General features: G+C 60.6%; 18 protein-coding genes. 17 read left to right on the top strand and 1 reads right to left on the bottom strand.

Annotated elements, in window-relative coordinates; translation table 11 throughout:
• Nucleotides 1-133 precede the first annotated feature (133 nt).
• The 7 genes from FHX11_RS18700 to FHX11_RS18670 all read left to right on the top strand — a co-directional run bounded on the left by FHX11_RS18700 (nucleotide 134) and on the right by FHX11_RS18670 (nucleotide 6,501).
• Nucleotides 134-1,393 (top strand): alanine racemase, encoded by a 1,260-nt coding sequence (locus FHX11_RS18700; RefSeq protein ID WP_184359249.1) that lies wholly within the window; start codon nucleotides 134-136, stop codon nucleotides 1,391-1,393.
• A gap of 9 nt (nucleotides 1,394-1,402) precedes the next feature.
• Entirely contained in the window at nucleotides 1,403-2,071 is a 669-nt protein-coding gene (locus FHX11_RS18695; RefSeq protein ID WP_246781069.1) for an amino acid ABC transporter permease, read from the top strand.
• Between the two features lie 9 nt (nucleotides 2,072-2,080).
• Nucleotides 2,081-2,731, top strand: a complete 651-nt coding sequence (locus FHX11_RS18690) for an amino acid ABC transporter permease (protein WP_184359247.1) — start codon at nucleotides 2,081-2,083, stop codon at nucleotides 2,729-2,731.
• A complete protein-coding gene (locus tag FHX11_RS18685; RefSeq protein ID WP_184359245.1) occupies nucleotides 2,718-3,449 on the top strand; it encodes an amino acid ABC transporter ATP-binding protein in 732 nt (243 codons plus the stop codon). Before FHX11_RS18690 ends, FHX11_RS18685 begins: the two co-directional genes overlap by 14 nt.
• 36 nt (nucleotides 3,450-3,485) lie before the next feature.
• On the top strand, nucleotides 3,486-4,265 hold the full coding sequence (locus FHX11_RS18680; RefSeq protein ID WP_184359243.1) for a transporter substrate-binding domain-containing protein: 780 nt from the start codon (nucleotides 3,486-3,488) through the stop codon (nucleotides 4,263-4,265).
• A gap of 99 nt (nucleotides 4,266-4,364) precedes the next feature.
• Complete coding sequence (locus FHX11_RS18675; protein WP_184359241.1) at nucleotides 4,365-5,372, top strand: succinylglutamate desuccinylase/aspartoacylase family protein; 1,008 nt, start codon at nucleotides 4,365-4,367, stop codon at nucleotides 5,370-5,372.
• A 25-nt stretch (nucleotides 5,373-5,397) separates the two neighbouring features.
• A complete protein-coding gene (locus tag FHX11_RS18670; RefSeq protein WP_184359239.1) occupies nucleotides 5,398-6,501 on the top strand; it encodes a LacI family DNA-binding transcriptional regulator in 1,104 nt (367 codons plus the stop codon).
• A gap of 487 nt (nucleotides 6,502-6,988) precedes the next feature.
• Here the strand turns inward: FHX11_RS18670 and FHX11_RS18665 are convergent, their stop codons facing one another.
• Entirely contained in the window at nucleotides 6,989-7,132 is a 144-nt protein-coding gene (locus FHX11_RS18665; protein WP_184359237.1) for a DUF1127 domain-containing protein, read from the bottom strand.
• 306 nt (nucleotides 7,133-7,438) lie between these two features.
• Between FHX11_RS18665 and FHX11_RS18660 the strand changes: the two genes are divergently transcribed.
• The 10 genes from FHX11_RS18660 (at nucleotide 7,439) to FHX11_RS18615 (ending at nucleotide 19,190) form a co-directional block, all read left to right on the top strand.
• The gene (locus tag FHX11_RS18660) at nucleotides 7,439-8,632 is read left to right on the top strand and encodes an ABC transporter substrate-binding protein (RefSeq protein ID WP_184359235.1); all 1,194 of its coding nucleotides are present in this window, start codon (nucleotides 7,439-7,441) and stop codon (nucleotides 8,630-8,632) included.
• Between the two features lie 19 nt (nucleotides 8,633-8,651).
• Nucleotides 8,652-9,524 carry a branched-chain amino acid ABC transporter permease gene (locus FHX11_RS18655; protein WP_184359233.1) on the top strand — a complete coding sequence of 291 codons (873 nt, stop codon included), beginning with the start codon at nucleotides 8,652-8,654 and terminating at the stop codon, nucleotides 9,522-9,524.
• A 40-nt stretch (nucleotides 9,525-9,564) separates the two neighbouring features.
• Nucleotides 9,565-10,551, top strand: a complete 987-nt coding sequence (locus FHX11_RS18650) for a branched-chain amino acid ABC transporter permease (protein ID WP_184359231.1) — start codon at nucleotides 9,565-9,567, stop codon at nucleotides 10,549-10,551.
• On the top strand, nucleotides 10,548-11,321 hold the full coding sequence (locus tag FHX11_RS18645; protein WP_184359229.1) for an ABC transporter ATP-binding protein: 774 nt from the start codon (nucleotides 10,548-10,550) through the stop codon (nucleotides 11,319-11,321). Before FHX11_RS18650 ends, FHX11_RS18645 begins: the two co-directional genes overlap by 4 nt.
• Nucleotides 11,311-12,054, top strand: coding sequence for an ABC transporter ATP-binding protein (locus FHX11_RS18640; protein WP_184359227.1), 744 nt, complete (start codon nucleotides 11,311-11,313; stop codon nucleotides 12,052-12,054). Before FHX11_RS18645 ends, FHX11_RS18640 begins: the two co-directional genes overlap by 11 nt.
• 42 nt (nucleotides 12,055-12,096) lie before the next feature.
• Nucleotides 12,097-13,305, top strand: a complete 1,209-nt coding sequence (locus FHX11_RS18635; protein WP_184359225.1) for an aspartate transaminase — start codon at nucleotides 12,097-12,099, stop codon at nucleotides 13,303-13,305.
• 85 nt (nucleotides 13,306-13,390) lie between these two features.
• A complete protein-coding gene (gene nac / locus FHX11_RS18630; RefSeq protein ID WP_184359223.1) occupies nucleotides 13,391-14,329 on the top strand; it encodes a nitrogen assimilation transcriptional regulator NAC in 939 nt (312 codons plus the stop codon).
• 295 nt (nucleotides 14,330-14,624) lie between these two features.
• The gene (locus FHX11_RS18625; RefSeq protein ID WP_184359221.1) at nucleotides 14,625-16,688 is read left to right on the top strand and encodes a hydantoinase/oxoprolinase family protein; all 2,064 of its coding nucleotides are present in this window, start codon (nucleotides 14,625-14,627) and stop codon (nucleotides 16,686-16,688) included.
• Nucleotides 16,689-16,699: 11 nt separating this feature from the next.
• A complete protein-coding gene (locus FHX11_RS18620; RefSeq protein WP_184359219.1) occupies nucleotides 16,700-18,376 on the top strand; it encodes a hydantoinase B/oxoprolinase family protein in 1,677 nt (558 codons plus the stop codon).
• Nucleotides 18,377-18,386: 10 nt separating this feature from the next.
• Complete coding sequence (locus FHX11_RS18615) at nucleotides 18,387-19,190, top strand: SDR family oxidoreductase (RefSeq protein ID WP_184359217.1); 804 nt, start codon at nucleotides 18,387-18,389, stop codon at nucleotides 19,188-19,190.
• Nucleotides 19,191-19,193: the final 3 nt, after the last annotated feature.

Below are 19,193 nucleotides of genomic sequence, written 5' to 3'. Positions count from 1 at the left end.
AGCATCTTTGGCTGCGGGAGGGGGTTGCAGAAAAAGATGAGAGGTCCCCGAAGATTCAAAATGACAACGTTACCATCGGGTGATACATCGTCATCAATGATAACGTTACCAAATGGGGATCGAGTTGAAATTCATGTCTCAGCAAGTGCCGGGCTCAACGGCCGGCGTCGAGAAGGATGGAGCGCTCTACATGGGCTTACGGCCAGCCAGCGGCGAGGTCGCCTTGCCGGCGCTCACCGTCGATGAGGGTGCCTATCGCCACAATCGCGATACGTTTTTCGCTCTCCTCACTGCCTATGGCGCAGAGATCGCTCCACATGCCAAGACACCGATGTGTCCGGAGATCGCGCATGATCTCATCGCAGCCGGCGCCCGGGGGGCGACGGTTGCCAATCTGCAGCAGGCAGAGATCATGCTGGCCGCAGGCGTCAAAACCATATTGATCGCCAACCAGATCGGCGGAATTGCATCGGCGCGGCGGCTGCGCATCCTGGCGGATGCCTATTCGGAGGCGGAGATTTTTTGTTTTGCCGACTCGATCGAAGCGGCAGCCGCATTGGCGGAAGCTTTCAGCGAAAGTAGGAAGGCGCCCCTTCCTGTTCTCGTAGAAGTCGGTGCCGGTCGCACCGGCGCGCGCACCGCTTCACAGGCAAAGCAGATCATCGACGCTATCCTGTCGGCTCCATGCCTCACGCTTGCCGGGGTCGGCACCTATGAAGGCGCCGTCACCGGCGAGACGCCGCAACGGCTGGATGCCAATATGGCTGCCCTGTTTGCCCTGGCGGCGGAGACCTTTGTTCTCGCCCGTCAGGCCAGCCCCGATAAAACCCTATTGATGTCTGCGGGCGGTTCGGCCCATTTCGATCGCGTCATCGACGCCTTGGCGCCGCTTGTGAAGGCTGATGGCAATGCGGCCCTCCTGCTGCGCTCCGGTGCGATCTTCTTTTCCGATCACGGCATATACAGGCGCGGTTTCGAGGCGCTGGATCACCGCGCCCTGCTGACGCTTGACGGCAGGCCCTTCATTGCCAATGAGAGGTTCAAGCCTGCCATGCGCCTTTGGGCGGAGGTTATTTCCGTGCCGGAGCCGGGGCTTGCAATCGTCGGCATGGGAATGCGCGACGTCTCCTTCGATCAGGACCAGCCTCTGCCGCTTGCGCTTCACAGGGCCGGCGCCATTGCGGACGGCGATTTGTCATCGAAGGCGAAGGTGACGAAACTCAACGACCAGCATGCGTTCCTGACGGTCACAGGTGATTGCGGCATGAAGATCGGCGATGTTGTTGAGTTCGGCATCTCGCATCCCTGCACCTGTTTCGATCGCTGGCGTTCCTTCTACGTCATCGATAGCGCCGGACGGATTGCACATCGCTACCGCACCTATTTTCACTAGGAGCGGGAGATGCCGCAACTGAATTTCAGACCCATCTGGCGCTACGAGGCGCAGCTATATGAAGGGGTCTTGACGACCTTGCTGCTGACCTTCGTTGCCGCCATTGCCGGCCTCGTCATCGGCATTGCCGGAGCGGTGCTCCTGCGCGGTGGACCCAAGCCGGTAAGATATGCGATCAGGACCTATATCGAGGTTATCCGCAACACCCCCGTGTTGCTGCAGATCTTCATCATCTTCTTCGTTCTACCTGGCCTTGGCCTCAAATTTTCGCCGATCCAGGCGGCAATCGTCGCGCTCTCCGCCTATTTCGGCGCCTATGCGATCGAGATCATCCGATCGGGGCTGGATTCCATCCCCCGCAGCCAGGTCGAAGCTGGATTGTGCCTAGGCCTCACGCGCTGGCAGGTATTGTCGCGGATCGTGCTGCCGCCCGCCCTGCGCAATATCTATCCCTCCGTCACGGCGCAGTTCGTGCTCCTGCTGCTCGGCACGTCGATCGCCTCGCAGGTATCCGCCGACGAGTTGTTTCACGTCGCCGGCTTCATCGACAGCCGCACCTATCGCAGCTTCGAGGTCTACACCCTCATTTGCGCGATCTATTTTGCACTCGTCATCCTCTTCAAGATCGCCTTTGCCGTCATCGGCCGGATGGTCTTTCGTTGGCCGATGCATCGATAGGATCAGGCGATGCGCTCGTTTACATTTTCCGATTTTCTCTTTCTTCTGACGGCGCTGGAATGGACCTTCCTGATGGCGGCCATGGCGCTGGCATTCGGCGCGCCTCTGGCTGTACTGCTTGCCATTGCCCGCAGCGGTAAAGTCATGCTGCCGCGTTACGCCGCGAGCGCCTTCATCGATCTCGTCCAGGGTATCCCGCTGCTCGGGCTGCTGATGTTCTTCTATTTCGGCGTGCCGGTCCTGCTTGGGACCGACGTGCCGGCGCTGGTCGCGGTCGGTGCCGCCCACACCATCTATACGGCAGCCTTCCTGGGCGAAGTGTGGCGCGGCGGCATTCAGGCCGTCAAGCAGGCACAATGGGAGGCCGGTGCCTGTCTCGGCCTTTCCTGGCAACAGCAATTCATCCACATCATCGGTCCGCAGGCATTCCGCGTCGCTCTTCCGGCAACGGTCGGTTTTCTGGTGCAGCTCATCAAGAATACCTCGCTCGCCTCGGTCGTCGGCATCGTCGAGCTGGCGCGCGCGGGTCAGATGGTCAGCGCCGGAACCTTCCAGCCGCTTTTCGTCTATCTGCTGATCGCCGGCATCTATTTTGCCATCTGTTTTCCCTTGACCACCTGGTCTCGCAAGCTGGAGGCGCGGCTCAATGGCGCTCGTTGAAATCAAGAACGTTCATAAGAATTACGGCCATCTCGAAGTCCTCAAGGGCGTTTCGCTCGATATCGAGAAAGGCGAAATCGTCACCATTATCGGACGCAGCGGTTCCGGCAAAAGTACCTTGCTTCGTTGCATCAACGCGCTGGAAACCATCCAGGGCGGCGAGATCCTGCTCGAAGGACAGTCGGTCTCGGCGGATATGCGTGATCTGCGCGCCATGCGTCAGAAGGTCGGCATCGTCTTTCAGGCCTTCAACCTTTTCCCGCACATGACTATCGAGCGCAACATCACATTGGCGCCCGTGCTGACGGGCAAGGTCGAAAGACCGGCGGCTCGCGCGCTTGCTCTTTCCGTGCTGGAGCGTGTCGGCCTGGCCGACAAACTCCACGCTTATCCCGAGCAGCTTTCCGGCGGTCAGCAGCAGCGTGTCGCCGTCGCCCGCTGCCTCGCCATGTCGCCGCACCTCATGCTGTTCGACGAGGTCACCTCCGCGCTGGACCCCGAACTGGTCGGCGAGGTGTTGAAAGTGATGGAGGAGATGGCGCGGCAGGGCATGACGATGGTGCTCGTCACCCATGAAATGAACTTCGCGCGCAATGTCGCGACCAAGCTCGTGTTCATGCATCAAGGCCGCGTTTGGGAACAGGGAGACCCGAAGAGCCTCTTTGCCAATCCGCAAACGCCGGAGCTCAAAAGTTTCATCGGTCACCACAATCAATGACCGATGGAAGGAAGCCATTCAAAAAAGGGGAATGATATGAAATTCATGAGCAGCATCTTCGCGGCGGCATTCACGCTCGCAAGCCTTACCTTGCCGGCCAGTGCCGATACGCTCGCCGATGTCATCTCGAACGGCAAATTGCGTGTCGGCGTGCTCCTCGATGCCGCACCCTGGGGGTACAAGGGTCAGGATGGCAAGGACACCGGTCTTGATGTCGAGCTTGCCCGCATGATGGCAAAGGATCTGAATGCCGAGCTCGAAATCGTGCCGTTGACCGGCCCAAGCCGCATTCCGAGCCTGCTCGCCGACAAGATCGACGTGCTGATCGCCGCAGCCGGCGCCACGCCGGAACGCGCGCAGCAAGTGATGTTTTCCCAGCCCTATGCCGCCGTCAGCCTCGGCGTCTTCGGCGCCCCCGGCGCTCCGCTCGCCAATGTGGCAGATCTCGCCGGCAAGCAGATCGCGGTTGCCAAGGGCTCGACGCTCGATACCTGGCTGACGGACAACGCACCCGGTGCCCAGCTCGTTCGCTTCGAGGATACGCCCTCGGCAATTTCCGCATTCCTCGCTGGCCAGGCACAATATTTTGCCGAAAACAGCGCGATTGCGGCCAAGGTGATGGAGGACAATCCTGGCAAGCCGGTCTCGCTCGCCTTTCTCATCCGCCAATCGCCGGCTCATGTGGCAGTGAAGCAGGGGGAGCAGAATTTCCTCAACTGGATCAATACGTTCCTGTTCTATCATAACATGAACGGCGATCTGGCGAAGTTGCAGAAGACCTTCTTCAAGGAAGAACAGGCCCTTCCGCATATGTAAGATCATCAGCCATTCCAGGCTCGCCGTCAGGCGGGCCGTCGAACCCTCGGACCAATACCGCTCATGCAAATGCCGGGCATCCGGCGCGGAAGGCACCTCATGCATACCGGACTATTCCATTCGATCGACTTTAGCGCAGACGGCAAGCATTCCGCCTGGCTTTCGGCCCCGTTCTCCGTCGATCGGTCGCCCTATTTTCATGTTCGCACCCCGATATCGGTCATCCGCAACGGCGAAGGTCCGTCGGTGCTGCTGATGGCCGGCAATCACGGCGACGAATATGAGGGCGAGATCAATCTCGTGCGCCTCATACGCGCTGTCACCGTGCAGGACATCCGCGGCACATTGACGATCCTGCCCTTCGCCAACATGCCGGCGGTGATGAATGGCCGCCGCTGCTCGCCGCTCGATGGCGGCAACCTGAACCGCGCCTTTCCGGGCAGTCTCGAGGGCACGCCGACAAGCCGCATGGCCCACTTCCTCGAGCACGATCTCTTCCCGCGTCACGATATCGTTTTCGACCTGCATTCCGGCGGAACGTCGATGGCTCATCTGCCGACCGGGCTGATCGAGGAGAGCGACGATCCCAAACGCCACAAGCGGGCGACCGAGCTTTTGAAAGCGCTCGGCATGCCTTATGTGTTCATCGCCCGCAACGGCGTGGATGCTCCGACATCGATGGCCGCGGCCGCCCGTGCGGGGGCGATCGGCATCAGCGGCGAGTTCGGTGGCGGCGGGACGGTGACGCCTGAAACCATGTCGATGTCAGCGCTCGCCATCAATCGTCTTTTGATCGCAGCCGGCATCACCGACAAATCGCTGCTGCCGACCCGCTCCGAACCACAGATCACCCGTCTGCTGAAGCTCGATTCGCACGATCAGGCGATCTACGCCAGCCGCACGGGCTGGTTCGAGCCGGCCGTCGATATCGGCGCGGAGGTGAAGGAAGGCGATGTCGCCGGCTGGTACCACGATTTCGAGCGCCTTGGAGAAGCGGAGGAAACGCTGCGTTTCGCCGCGGCCGGCATCGTCATTTCCCGCCGCCTGCACACCCAGTGCCAATCCGGCGATTGCCTCATCCAGGTCGGGCGGATAATCAAGGGCTGAGACCTTAGCGCGGAACCGAACATTTATGGCCGATCATCAAAGGGATGCACGCGACAGTGCCGTTATTTACGACGATGTCGTCCGCATTCCGGCCGCAGCGGTTGAGGGCGCGATCCCGATCGGTGGACAGGCACCGGATGGTGCCCCCGCCAGCATCGGAGACGTCGCGCGGCTGGCGGACGTCGCGCCGATCACCGTATCGCGCGCCCTGCGCAATCCCGAGCAGGTGAGCGCAGAAAAACGCGAGCGCATTTTTCAAGCGGTGAAACAGACCGGTTATCGCGTCAATCCCTTCGCCCGCGCGCTGAAAAGCGGACGATCCAATGTCGTCCTGGCTTTTGCATCGAACATGTTCAGCGAGCAGTTCGCGCTTGCCCTGCATGCTTGCGCCGAGGTCCTGGAGGCGGCGGGCTATCTGTTTCTCGTCGGCCAGACGTCCTATTCCTATGAGCGTGAAACAGCTGCCATCCGCTCCCTTCAGGCCCTGAAGCCTGCCGCCGTCATGTTCACGGGGGTCATAGAGCTGGAGGCGAACCGTGAGATCCTGCGGGATCTCGCTATCCCCATCATGGAGACATGGGCATTGCCGCGGGATCCGATCGACATGCTGGTCGGCTTCTCGAATACCGAGGCCGGCCGGCTGGCGGCGGCAACCCTTGCCAGACAGGGACACAAGAAAGTCGCCTACGTCGGCCGCAAGGGCGGCCGTGGCGCATTGCGCCTGAAAGGCTTTCGGGAGGGCTGCCTGGAAATGGGGCTCGATATGGTCGGGGAGCTGCTGGTCGACGACGTCATTGGCCCTTCCGATGGCCGCCGGTGCCTGTCGGAACTTCTCGAGAGAGGTACGGGCGCGGAAGCACTATTCTGCGGAAATGACCTTCTGGCGCTCGGCTGCATCATGGAGGCGCGCCGGCGTCGTATTTCCGTTCCTGAAAGCCTTGCGGTCATCGGTTTCGGGGACAGCGATATTGCCGCTGAAATTCCGCCCGGTCTGACCACGATCGGCATCGACAGCGCTGAACTTGGGCGCTGCGCGGGCGAAATGTTGCTGGCGAGGCTTTCGGGCCAGAGGCTGGAAGAACGCATACGGCGTCTCCCATTGGTCTTGATTTCTCGTGGCAGCCTTTGACGCAGCTTGGCGCATTCCAATTACAAGGCACTACCTACCAATTCTAGCTGCGCAATAGGCTATAGTCAGCAGGGCTTCGGACTTCGCGGTTTCGATTCCGTTCAAGAACTGCATGGGCGGCTTCTGCCGGCTCGGCGAAATGGCGAAGAAGTCCAACTCTGCCGATTGTCGCCGGGGTCAACTGACGGCGGAGGAGGGTGTGGAGGAACGCGGCACGGGATTGGCTCATCGAAGATACGATGCGCAGTGAGCCGAGTTGGTTCGGCCCCGATCTCTTCCGCCGGAGCCAGCTGACAGCCATCGCATCGAGCGTTCCAAGCCCTTCGATGGAGTTCACTTCGGCCTATGCCGGTGCAGGGTTGCTCGGAGCAAGCAACGTTTGGAACTCATGTCCTCGTCGCGCGTGAACTGCCGGAGCGCAAACGGCAGACGATCCCGCCGCTGGTGAACGGCGAAGTCATGGAGCAGCTTGATTTTTATCGAGTCATCAACGCGCTTTGCCAAGCACGGCAGAGCGGATATGCGAGCGCGAAAGCCCGAGGTCGCTCAGGACGTGATCATCAAGCCGTGAAAGCTCCCGGATTGCTCTGCGGTTTTCAGTGAACTGCCGAAATCGTTCTGCGATTTTCATGGTATTTCCCTTGTTGGTTCTGCCGAGGAAATAAGCTTTCGAGTGATTGTTTTGAAGGCATTTGATCGCATAGGAGGCATCCGCTTTTCGCAGGGCGCATTGCTTTCAAGCGCCAGCAGAAAATGTCGAGTTCCGCCATAAAGAAACGCTATGGCGGCAGAATGGAGTTGTGTTGGCCAGAGACACTTCTATGAACCTACTCTGACGACAGCGGTGAAAGCCGCATCCGACAGAACCGCTTAAGCGGCAGTCGCAAGGCTCAGCGAAAATGCCGAGCTTACGCATTCGAGAACACGGAGTGGGAACATGGTCCTCAATTTGACGCGTAGAACTCTTTGCATTTCCACGGCGAGCCTTATGCTTGCCATGGCTTCCCCGATCTACTGCGGCGCTGCCGTCGCCGATGAAAAGCCCATCAAGCTCGGGATCGTCGCTCCGATGAGCGGCCCGAATGCCCGCTATGGCGCGTTCTCGATGCACGGCGCCGAATTGGCGGTCAAGGAAATCAACGATGCGGGCGGCGTCGACGGTCACAAGATCGAACTGTACAATGCTGACAGCCAGGGCACGCCGGTCGAGGGCGTCTCGGCCACCCGCCGTCTTATTGACGAAGACGAGGTCGGTTTCATCATCGGCGACGTCTCGAGCTCTGTGACTCTGGCCATGCAGCCGGTGGCCGAAGATGCGCAAGTTCTCCTCCTGAACGCAGCATCTTCCAACCCGAAGATCACCTATGGCGCCGGCGTCGGCGGCTTCAAATGGACCTACCGCAACTATCCCACAGATGAAAATCGCGCCTTCATCGTCGCTAAATATGCGGCGGAACAGCGTGGTTTCACCAAATTCGCGGTTCTATCGGTCGACACAGACTACGGTCGTTCCGCGATCGCCTTCACGAAGAAGTATCTTCCGCAGTTCAAGGGCGAGATACTGAGCGAGGACTATTACAAGGAAGGCGAAGTCGACTTCCGCAGCGTTCTTTCGAAGATCCGCGACAATGGCGCACAGGCGATCATCATGTACGGCCTGGCCGACACGACCCCCATCGTTGCTCGCCAGATGGTCGAACTTGGTCTCGCCGGAAAGGTGACCTTGATCGGCAATGGCGAGTTCAATACCGCCAAGACGATCGCCACCGCGCCGACGGCGCTCGAAGGCGCGGTCGAGGCGGCTGCGTGGCTTCCCGCGTGGGATTCCCCGGAAAGCAAGGCGTTCGTCGAGAAGTTCACCGCCACCTACAAGGACGCGCCCAACAACCATGCCTACGTTCATTGGGACACGGTCCGTCTGCTCGCGAAAGCCATCCACGAAGCGGGCAGCATCGATCAGGAAAAGGTTCGAGAGGCTCTGTCAAAGATCAAATATAAGAGTCCGGTCGGCGAGGTGACCTTCGACGATCACAATCAGGCCCGCCTGCCGATGATCCTTCTCCAGATCGAAAACGGCAAGCCGGCCATCAAGGGAGCCTATACGGCAGATATCCAATATCCCGCACAATAAGCTCGAAAGGCGGATGGTTATGATCTCGACGATCCTCGAGCAAATTGTGAACGGCGTCGTGACCGGATCCGTCTATGCGATCGTGGCGGTCGGCATGACGATGATCTTCGGCGTCCTGCGGGCGATCAATTTCGCCCATGGCGAATATTACATGCTGGGCACCTTCGGCGCGTGGTTCGCCGTCGACTATCTGGGTCTCTCTTATGAAGCCTCGATCGTCGTCGGCGTCGTCTCCACCATCGTCGTCGCCTATGTCGTGGGCAAGCTCGTCATGCAGCGCATGGTGGGGGCTCCGGCGGAGTCCGGGGTGCTCGCAACCCTGGGCGTCGCGCTGGTTCTTCAGAACACGGTCATCCTCGTCTTCGGAGGCGGCTACAAGTTCTTCTCCGCCGGCTATATCGAGCCCGTGTCGATCCTCGGCTTCAGCCTCGCAGAGCAGCGCATCATCATTCTCGTGACCTGCCTTCTGGTGTTCATCGGCCTCGAATTGATGGTGACCTATAGCCGGATGGGCAAGGCGATGCGCGCGGTATCGCAGAATGTCGAATGCTGCGAAGTGGTCGGCATCGATGTTCCCCAGGTGGTTCTCCGCACCTTCATTCTAGGTGCCGCACTCGCGGCGCTGTCCGGCGTCCTGACTGCGCCGGTCAATGTCAGCGTCTATGGCGGCATGGGCGAACTGATTACCTTCAAGACCCTGCCGATCATCATCATGGGCGGCTTGGGCAATGTTCGGGGCACGTTCTTCGCGGCGATGATCCTCGGTATCGCGGAAAGCCTGGTGGCGACCTATGTCGGCCTTCAGTTCCGCGACACGGTGGGGTTCGCGACGCTGATCCTGATGCTGATGTGGCGACCGCACGGTCTCTTCTCGACGCAAGCGCGCTTCTAAGCGACCGCCGGCATATTCTCGAACTCTGAGGACTTGTGAAATGTCTCTCGCTCAAACGACCCAGCAGGCAAGGCGACGCGATCTCCGCATCCCGCTCGCGGCCGTGCTGATCGTGCTTGCCGTGGCGGCGCCCTTCATAGGAAGTCGCTATGTCACCCACGCATTGATCATCGCGTTGATCTTCATGCTTCCGGCGCACGGCCTGAACCTTCTCGTGGGCTATACCGGCCTGCTTTCGCTCGCCCAGGCCGCCTTCTTCGGCATCGGCGCCTATACCGCCAGTCTCCTGGCCGTGAATTACGGAACGCCCTTCTATGTCAACTTCGCAGCCGCCGCGCTTGTTTCCGGCGCGCTGGCGCTTCCGCTCGGCATTCCGGCCTTGCGTCTGAGATCGACCTCCTTCGTGATGTGTACGCTGGGCTTCGTGATCATCGGCCAGGCCATCGCCAAGAATTGGATTTCAGTGACACGTGGGGATATGGGCCTCTCCGCCATCCCGAAGCCGCATTTCGCGCTTGGGCCGCTGTCGTTCAACGTATCCGGAACGACGAACTTTTATTATCTCGCGCTGGCCACGGGTATCCTGGCGACGCTGCTGGCCTGGGCTATCGTGAAGTCGCCCGCCGGGCGCAACATGGTCGCGATCCGCGAAAACGAAACCCTTGCCGAATCCGTCGGCATCCCGACGTGGCGCTATAAGCTGATCGTCTTCATGATCAGCGCGGCCTTCGCCGGTGCCGGCGGTTGCCTCTACGCACATTATCTGACCGTCGTCAGCCCCTTGACCTTCCAGATGTACTATTCGACCACGATGCTCATCATCGTTCTCGGTGGCGGCGCCGGACTAATCTCCGGAACGGTGTTCGGCAGCCTGCTGTTCGTCGGTCTGACGGAAGCGCTCCGCGTGACCCCCGAACTGCGAATGATCATCTATGGGATCTGCCTTCTCATTCTCGTCTTCGGCTTCAAGAAGGGCTTCGCTCCGCTGATCAACCGCTTCTGGAGCGCGATCGGAGGTGGCAAATGACCGCTCACCTGCCGATCCTCGAGATCAAGAATCTCAGCAAATCCTATGGCGCGGTGAAGGCCGTCAACGATGTCAGCATGCACATCGATCGCGGCGAGATCGCCGGCCTCATCGGCCCGAATGGCTCCGGAAAATCCACCTTCTTCGATTGCACGACCGGCCTTGCCCGTCCTGACACGGGAACCGTCATCCTCGACGGGCAGGACATCACCGGCTGGTCTTTGAACCGCATTGCGCGCGAGGGACGGATGCTCCGCTCCTTCCAGAAAACCGTGACGTTCAAGGCTCTCGACGTCGAGGAGAACCTTGTTATCGCCGGGCAGATGTTCACATTCCCCGACGTCGCCTCGACATTCGGTCTCGGCCGCAGATCGCGCCAGCGCATCGACGCACTCCGGGAACGGGCAAGGGATCTCATTCGGATGGCGGGTCTCTGGGACGTTCGCCACCAGCCGGCCGGCAATCTTTCGGGCGGTCAGCAGAAGCTGATCCAGTTCGCCTCGATGCTCATGCCGGAGCCGAAGCTCATCCTTCTCGACGAACCCATGGCCGGCATCAACCCGAAGATCATCGAGCGTGTCGTCGAGACGATCGTCTATGCGAACAAGTCGCTCGGTGTCAGCTTCCTCGTCATCGAGCATAATATCGATGTCGTCACCAGCATCTGCCAGCGGGTCATCGTTCTCGATCAGGGCACTAAGCTGGTGGAGGGACTGCCGCATGACATCATTCAGGACCAGCGCGTAAGGGAGGCCTATCTTGGCGGCTGAATCGAACCTGTCGATCCAGGGCCTGCGCGCAGGCTATGGGAACCTGGATATCCTCAACGGCGTCGATCTCGACGTTCCGCCCGGCCAGTTTGTCGCGCTGATGGGACCGAACGGCGCCGGCAAGTCGACCCTTCTGAAGACACTCTACGGCATGACGACGATCAAGGGCGGCTCTATCGAATGGCGCGGCAAGAATATCGCCGGCATGAGGTCGCGGGCGATATTGGGCGAGGGCGTCTCCTTCGTGCCCCAAGGCCGCTGCAATTTTCCTGTGATGACCGTTGACGAGAACCTTCAAATGGCGGCGTTCACCATCCGCGATGCCAAGGTCAAGGCCGATCGCGACTATGTCTACGACCTTTTCCCGATCCTGAAGACCCGGCGCTCGACGCTTGCCGGCAACATGTCGGGCGGCGAGCAGCAGCTTCTCGAAGTTGCGATGGCCGTTCTGCAGAGACCGAAGGTGCTGCTGGTGGATGAGCCGTCCGTAGGCCTGTCTCCCGCCGCCATCGGTGTCGTCTTCGACGAGCTGCTGCGCTTGCACGCGGCCGGCATGACGATCCTGCTGGTGGAACAGAACACCAAGAAGGCCATGGAGGTGGCGCAGCGTGCCGTCATTCTCAGGCTGGGTAAGGTGATCTGGGACGGAAAGCCGGCGGAAATCACGCATGACGAACTCGGCGAGCTCTTCCTGACGGGAAGAATGCGCGGTGAAGCCGACGCCGTTCACTGACCATCGACAGAACGATAAGCAATCAAAACGAGGAAGCTTTCCATGAGCACTTTCGTGCCCGCATCACGCGTGTCCAGGATCAAGGTGTCTCCAAGCACGGCCGCTGCCGCACGCGCCAGAGAGTTGAAGGCGGCAGGCCGGGACATCGTCGACCTCACCGTCGGCGAGCCCGATTTCGACACGCCGGCCAACATCAAGAAGGCCGCCCACGAGGCCATCGATCGCGGCGAAACGAAATATACGCCCGTCAACGGAACCCCGGCTCTGCGCAAGGCGATCATCGGGGACTTTCAGCGGCGCCTTGGGCTCTCCTATTCGGATCAGGAGATCTGCGTCGGCGGCGGTGCGAAACAGATCCTTTTTCTTGCCCTCATGGCCAGCGTCGAAAACAATGCCGAGGTCATCATCCCGGCGCCCTATTGGGTCTCCTATCCGGACATGGTGATCGCCAATGAAGGCAAGCCGGTCATCGTCCAATGCCCGCAGGAGACAGGGTTCAAGCTTTCCGCGGAGGCATTGGAGAAGGTGATTACGCCGAAGACCTTGTGGCTGATCCTCAATGCGCCGTCCAATCCCACGGGGTCGGCCTATTCGCGCAGCGAACTCGAGGCGATCGGCAAGGTTCTCCTGCGTCATCCGCATGTCTTTGTACTGTCCGACGATATCTACGACCAGGTGTGGTTCAAGGACGAACCGATGACGACGCTGGTCGCGGCCGTGCCGGAGCTCAAGGACCGCGTTCTCCTGACCAATGGCGTCTCGAAATCCTACGCTATGACCGGCTGGCGCATAGGTTACGCGGCGGGTCCTGCCGCGCTTGTCGCCGCCATCAACAAGCTGCAATCGCAAATGTCGTCCTGCCCTTCCTCCGTCAGCCAGGCTGCCGCGGCCTACGCGCTTGCCGGCGACCAAAGCTTCATTGCCGAGAGCGTGAAGGTCTACAAGGAGCGCCGCGACTATGCATGCGCAAGATTGAACGCCGTCGAAGGTCTTTCCTGCCTCGTTCCGGACGGCGCGTTCTATCTCTATCCGAACTGCGGCGGCGTGATCGGCAAGAGGACACCGGAGGGAAAGGTGATCGAAAATGACCTCGAATTCGTCCTCTATCTGCTCGATGGCGTCGGCGTCGCTGCCCTGCAGGGCGCGGCTTACGGCCTGTCTCCTTACTTCCGCTTGTCTTTCGCGACCTCCATGGAGCTGATCGCGGAAGCCTGTGACCGCATCGAACGCGCGGTGAAGGCGCTAAGCTGAATCGCTATCCTGGATAAATCGGGAAGGGGAGGCTTGCATGTCTCCTTCCCGGGAGCATAGGGTCCACGAAAAAGGGCGTGGAACCATGAGCGTAGACTTCCGGAAGCTTAGAAGCTTCGTGAAAATCGTCGACACCGGAAGCGTATCGCGCGCAGCGGCAATCCTCCGAACAGCCCAACCGGCTCTTTCGCAACAGGTCGCGTCGCTCGAAGCGCACTTCAAGCACAAGCTTTTGATCCGCAGCAATGTCGGTATTGCTCCGACGGAAGCCGGCCTCATCCTTTACCGGCACGCTCAGCTGATGCTGAAGCAGATCGATCAGGCCCAGACCGACATGAACCAGGCGGATGCTTCGATCGCCGGACGCGTTTCGATCGGGCTGGCGACCTATTCGTCGTCGACGTCCCTATCGCTTCCGCTTCTCCGAGAGATGAAGAGCCGGCACCCGCAGATCGTCGTCCACATCAACGACAGTTTCGGCCAGATTCTCAGCGAGCTCATCATGACCGGAAAGATGGACATGGCGCTCATCTACGCGTCGGAGCCGATCAAGGGCACGACGCTGCAGCCGCTCTTCAAGGAGGAGATGTTCCTCGTGTCCCCGCCGGGCATGGTGTTGCCGGGTGAGCTGAACGAGGCGCTGCCGGTCGGGGCGCTCGCGGATACGCCGCTGCTGCTTCCGAGCAAGAATCATCTTCTGCGACGTATGATCGACGATGCTCTTGCGCGGGCGAGAGTGGCCCCGAGGGTCGTCTCGGAGATCGAATCCGTTCCTGCCCTCAGCGCTGCTGTCCTCGACGGTCTGGGAGCGACGATCGTGCCCGCTTCCGTCGTGACCGCCACGCCGTCCTTTGCCGGCGCGCAGATCCGCGCCCTGACGCGGCCGGTCATCGATGCCACGGTCTCGCTATGCATCTCCGACCATCTTCCGCTTTCGGAGCCCGCGCTGGCGGCAAGGGCAGTTCTGCTGGATGTCGTCGGCTCCATGACATCGCGCAAGCATGCGGGCATCAGCGCGGTATAAACGTTCCCTCAAATCTGCACTGCTCGCGCAAGCCGTATCGTCATTCTGTTGACTGTTCCGGTCCGCCCGCGCGAGCCGCCAGAATTGACATTTCTGCAATCACCGCTCGACAGCCAGATACGAAATTTGCGTTCCGAGGCGGTGTTTCGCCATAAGCAAACCCTATGGCGGCAGACCGTAGTTGTGTTGGCGAACCCTCGCTCAATTCACCTAACCTCATGGCAGATAAAGAGTTCGACATGCGGACTCATGGCAACGGGCGCACCCGGCGCCGACCTTCTGCTTCGAGGGAAATATGGCAAAACTGGCTTTCGATACTGGTGGGACATTCACCGACTTCGCGCTGCTCGACGACAACGGCGACCTCCATCTTCATAAGGTGCTGAGCACCCCGAAGAACCCGGCGGAAGCGGTCGTCCAGGGCGTATCGGAACTGCTGGAGACGTTCTCCTCCGCGATCACCGTCGAAAACCTGCAGGTCCTCGGCGCGACGACCGTGGTGACCAACGCCGTCCTTGAGCGCAAGGGCGTCGAGACCGGCTTCGTCACCACCGACGGCTTCCAGGACATGCTGCGTATCCGTAACGAAGGCCGCTACGACCTCTACGATCTCAACATCAAATATCCAGATCCACTCGTCTCCCGCGCAAACAGCTATGGCGCGAAAGAACGCATTGCGGCGGATGGTTCGGTCATGACCGAGTTGAAGGAAGAGACGGTGCGAGAGATCGCCGGTCGCCTCAAGGAAAGGGGAATTCGCTCGGTCGCCGTCTGCCTGCTTCATGCCTATAAGTACCCGCAGCATGAGCAGCGCGTCGCTGCTCTGCTGCGCGAAGAAGACCCGGACATCTTCGTCTCATTGTCCTCGGAAGTGTGCCCTGAAATGCGCGAATTCGACCGCGCCTCCACCACTGTCGTCAACGCCTATACGCGTCCGCAGATGGCGGGACACGTCGCGCACCTGCAGCGGGAGTTCTCTGCCAAGGGTATCGACCGTCAGGTACTCTGGATGACCTCTTCCGGCGGTCTGGTTCCCAGCCGGCGCGCTGCCGAACTGCCGGTGCGTCTGATCGAGTCCGGCCCGGCCGCCGGTGCGGTTGCCGCCGCCGAGTTTGGCCGCACGGCGGGTGAAACAAGCGTGCTCTCTTTCGACATGGGTGGTACGACCGCCAAGCTCTGCCTCATCCCGGACGGTGAACCGAACGTCGGTACCGATCTTGAAGTCGCACACTACCAGCGCTTCCGAAAGGGATCGGGCTTTCCGCTGAAGATCCAGTCGATCCAGATGATCGAGATCGGCGCGGGCGGCGGCTCGATCGCCGCCAGGAACCCGCTCGGGCTGCTCGATGTCGGACCGCATTCGGCCGGCGCGATGCCAGGTCCCGCCGCCTATCAGCGCGGCGGAACGCAGCCGACCGTTACGGACGCCGACATTCTGCTTGGCTACATGGGCACCGAGTCCTTCGTCGGCGGCTCGTTCAAGGTGTCGAAGGACGCTGCTCGCGAGGCGATGAGCAAGCTCGCTGCTTCGCTTGCCGTGTCCATCGAGCGTTGCGCCTGGGGCATCCACGACCTGGTCAACGAATCCATGAGCAAGGCGGCCGCGATGCACGCGACTGACCTCGGCGTCGATCCCCGCTCGCTTCCAATGGTCGCCTTCGGGGGCGCGGGTCCGGTCCATGCTTACGGAATTGCCCGCAAGCTCGGCATCTCACGGATCATCTGCCCGACCGGCGCGGGCGTCAGCTCGGCGATCGGCCTCCTGATCGCTCCGGTGGCGGTTGATCTGTCGGCCAGCCATCCTATGGCGCTCGATGCCTGGGATGTCGACGCGGTGAACCGTCTGCTTGACGATCTGGCTGCCCAGGGCGCCGAGGTCGTTTCCGCTGCGGGCGTGGTGACCGAGTCGATCTCCAACCGCTATACCGTGGACATGCGCCATGTCGGCCAGGGGCATGAGATCACGGTCGTTCTGCCGGACAGGAACCTGCCGAAGGAGGAGTTCCTGAAGGAGTTGAAGGACGCATTCTTCAAGCTCTACCGCGAACTTTTCGGCCGTACCGTTGCTGCCCCACTGGAAGTCATTACCTGGCGTCTGCGCGCAAGCGGCGAGAAGGATCAGGTCACCCGGCCGCACGAGACTGTCGTCGCGGGCGCCAGAAAGGGTAGCCGCGAGGTCTTCTTCAACGAAATCGGCAGCTATGTCGAAACCACCGTGTACGACCACTACAAGCTTCCGGTCGGACAGGAGGTCAAGGGGCCAGCCATTGTTGAGCAGCGTGAATCGACCGCGGTCGTTGGGCCGAGCGGCATCTTCCATGTCGACGCCCATGGCAACCTCGTGATCAATATCCTCTAAGGGGCATTCAGATGTCGAAACCCGCCACCGATTTCAATGACCCGATCAATCTGCAGGTCATGTGGAACCGCCTGATCTTTATCGCCGACCAGGCTGACAACGTCCTTGGCAAGACGGCCTTTTCGCCGATCGTCCGTGAAAATCACGACTACGTCACCGTGCTTCTGGACGCCAAGGGCCGGGCGCTCGCGCAATGCACCTGGTCCATCCCGGTTTTCATCACGTCGCTGCCAGCCGCCGCACAAAAGTATTTCCTGCCGAAGTTCCCGGCAGACAAGCTTGTCGAAGGTGACGTTCTCGCAACCAACGATCCCGAAATCGGCACTGGTCACCTTCCCGACGTGACCATGATCACGCCGATCTTCAAGAACGGGAAAGTCGTTGCCTACGCCGGCTCGATCGCGCATCTGCCCGATATCGGCGGTGCCCCGCTGCACTCCGAAGCAAGCGACATCTTCGCTGAAGGCATTCGCTTTCCGATCGTCAAGCTCCTCAAGGCCAGTATTCCCAATGAGGACGTTTTCGATATCATCGCGGCCTCCGTCCGTCTTCCGACCGAGGTCCGGGGCGACCTGGAATCGATGATCGCCGCCAACAATGTCATGGGCCGCGAGCTTGTTAAGTTCCTCGACGAATATGGCCTCGACGATGTCGAGGGGCTGGCGCATGCCATCCATTCGCGCTCGGAAGCGCAGACCCGGAAAGCCATCAAGGAATGGCCGAACGGCACCTACAGCGCGGAAGTCCTGCTCGACGGCTATGATGTCGACGTGACGCTGAAAGCATCGGTCATCGTCAAGGACGAATCCATCCACGTTGACTATACCGGCACCTCCGATCAGGTTCTCCATTCGATCAATTGCCGCACGAACTATCGCTACGCGCATTCGGTCTATGCGTTGAAATGCCTGCTCGATCCGGAGACGCCGAACAACGAAGGCTGCATCGTCCCGATCACCGACGAAGCGCCGCTCGGTTCGATTCTCAATCCACAGCCGTGGACGGCTGGCAATTCGCGAAACCTTATCGGCCACGTCATTCCGTCTCTCATCTTCAAGGCGCTCGAAGGCGTCGTGCCCGACAAGGTGATGGGAGACAGCGGCGGCGCTCCGATCTGGGCGGCAAATTGCGTCGGCCAGCGCAACGACGGCACGCAGTACGGCTCCGTTCAGAACTTCCATGGTGGGCAGGGCGCTCGCGCCGCGTTCGACGGTCTCGATACGCTGAGCTTTCCATCGAACTGCAAGGTGACCGCCATCGAGATGTTCGAGGTCGCCGTTCCCGCTCTGACGGAATGCAAGGAGCTCATTCCCGACTCGGGCGGTGCCGGCAAGCATCGCGGCGGTCTGGGCCAGCGGGTCATCCTCCGGAATCTCGGAAAGAACCCGATGAGCATCTATCTCGCGTCGGAACGGGTCCGTCATCCTTGTTTCGGTGTTGTCGAAGGAAAGAACGGAACTGTCGGCAAGGTCAGCAAGGAAGGCAAACCGCACTTTCCGAAGGGCAAGGTGGTCCTGAAGACCGGCGAGCGGCTCGAAGTCGAAACGCCCGGCGGCGGCGGATGGGGCCGGGCGGCAGACCGCTCCCGTCAGCTTATCGAGCAGGATCTCTCCGAAAATCTCGTGACGCCGAAGGCGGCCAAGGACATTTACGGCTATTCTGGCCCGATAACCGCGGCCGCCGAATAGGAGGGAAGAGATGGGACGTCTTGGTGGAAAAATTGCTCTCGTAACCGGAGCGGGATCGGGGATCGGGCGGGAGACGGCTCTCCTGCTGGCCCAGGAGGGGGCGACCATCGTATTGACCGGCCGACGTGTTCAGCCATTGGACGAAGTCGCCAGTCTGATCAAGAACGTGGGAGGCAAGGCCATTGCGCTAAGCTTGGACATCGGGTCCCGTGACGCGATCTTCGAGGCCGTCAAGTGGATCAAGAGCGCGGTCGGCCCGGTCGACATCCTGGTGAACAACGCCGGCAGCGCCAGCAAGGTGCTCAACGCCCGCTTCATCAGCGAGGAGGAGTGGGCCGCCACCATCAACGTGAACCTGACGGCGGTGTTCAATCTCACGCAGGCCGTTCTGCCGGAGATGATCGCCAAGGGCGAAGGAACGATCATTACCGTATCCTCCCTTGCCGTGGTCAATCCGAACCTGTTGGGCGGCGCCGCCTATGGCGCCGCGAAAGCGGGCGTGAAAAACTTCATGACCTTCCTGCACAACACCTACAGAAACCAGGGGATCAGGGCGACGACGATCCTGCCTGGAGAGACGAACACGCCGATCATGAACAATCGCGCCCGGCCTCCGTCGGAAGAGGAACGCGCGGTCATGATGGATCCTCACGACGTCGCCCGGGCGATCGTCCTTTGCGCAAGCCTGAACAGGAGTGCAGTCATTCCCGAGCTGCACATCTGCCCGACATTCATGCGCGACACGTCGGCCGATATCGACGTTGCGCGATGGGTCGGGGCGCCGGCCGATACGCCCGACATGCCGAAGACCTAACAA

The sequence above is a fragment of the Rhizobium sp. BK602 genome (genome assembly GCF_014195095.1).
In the GTDB taxonomy this organism is placed as follows: Bacteria; Pseudomonadota; Alphaproteobacteria; order Rhizobiales; family Rhizobiaceae; genus Rhizobium.
Note: the sequence above shows the minus strand (reverse complement) of the source record. Positions and strands in the feature narration are given on the sequence as shown.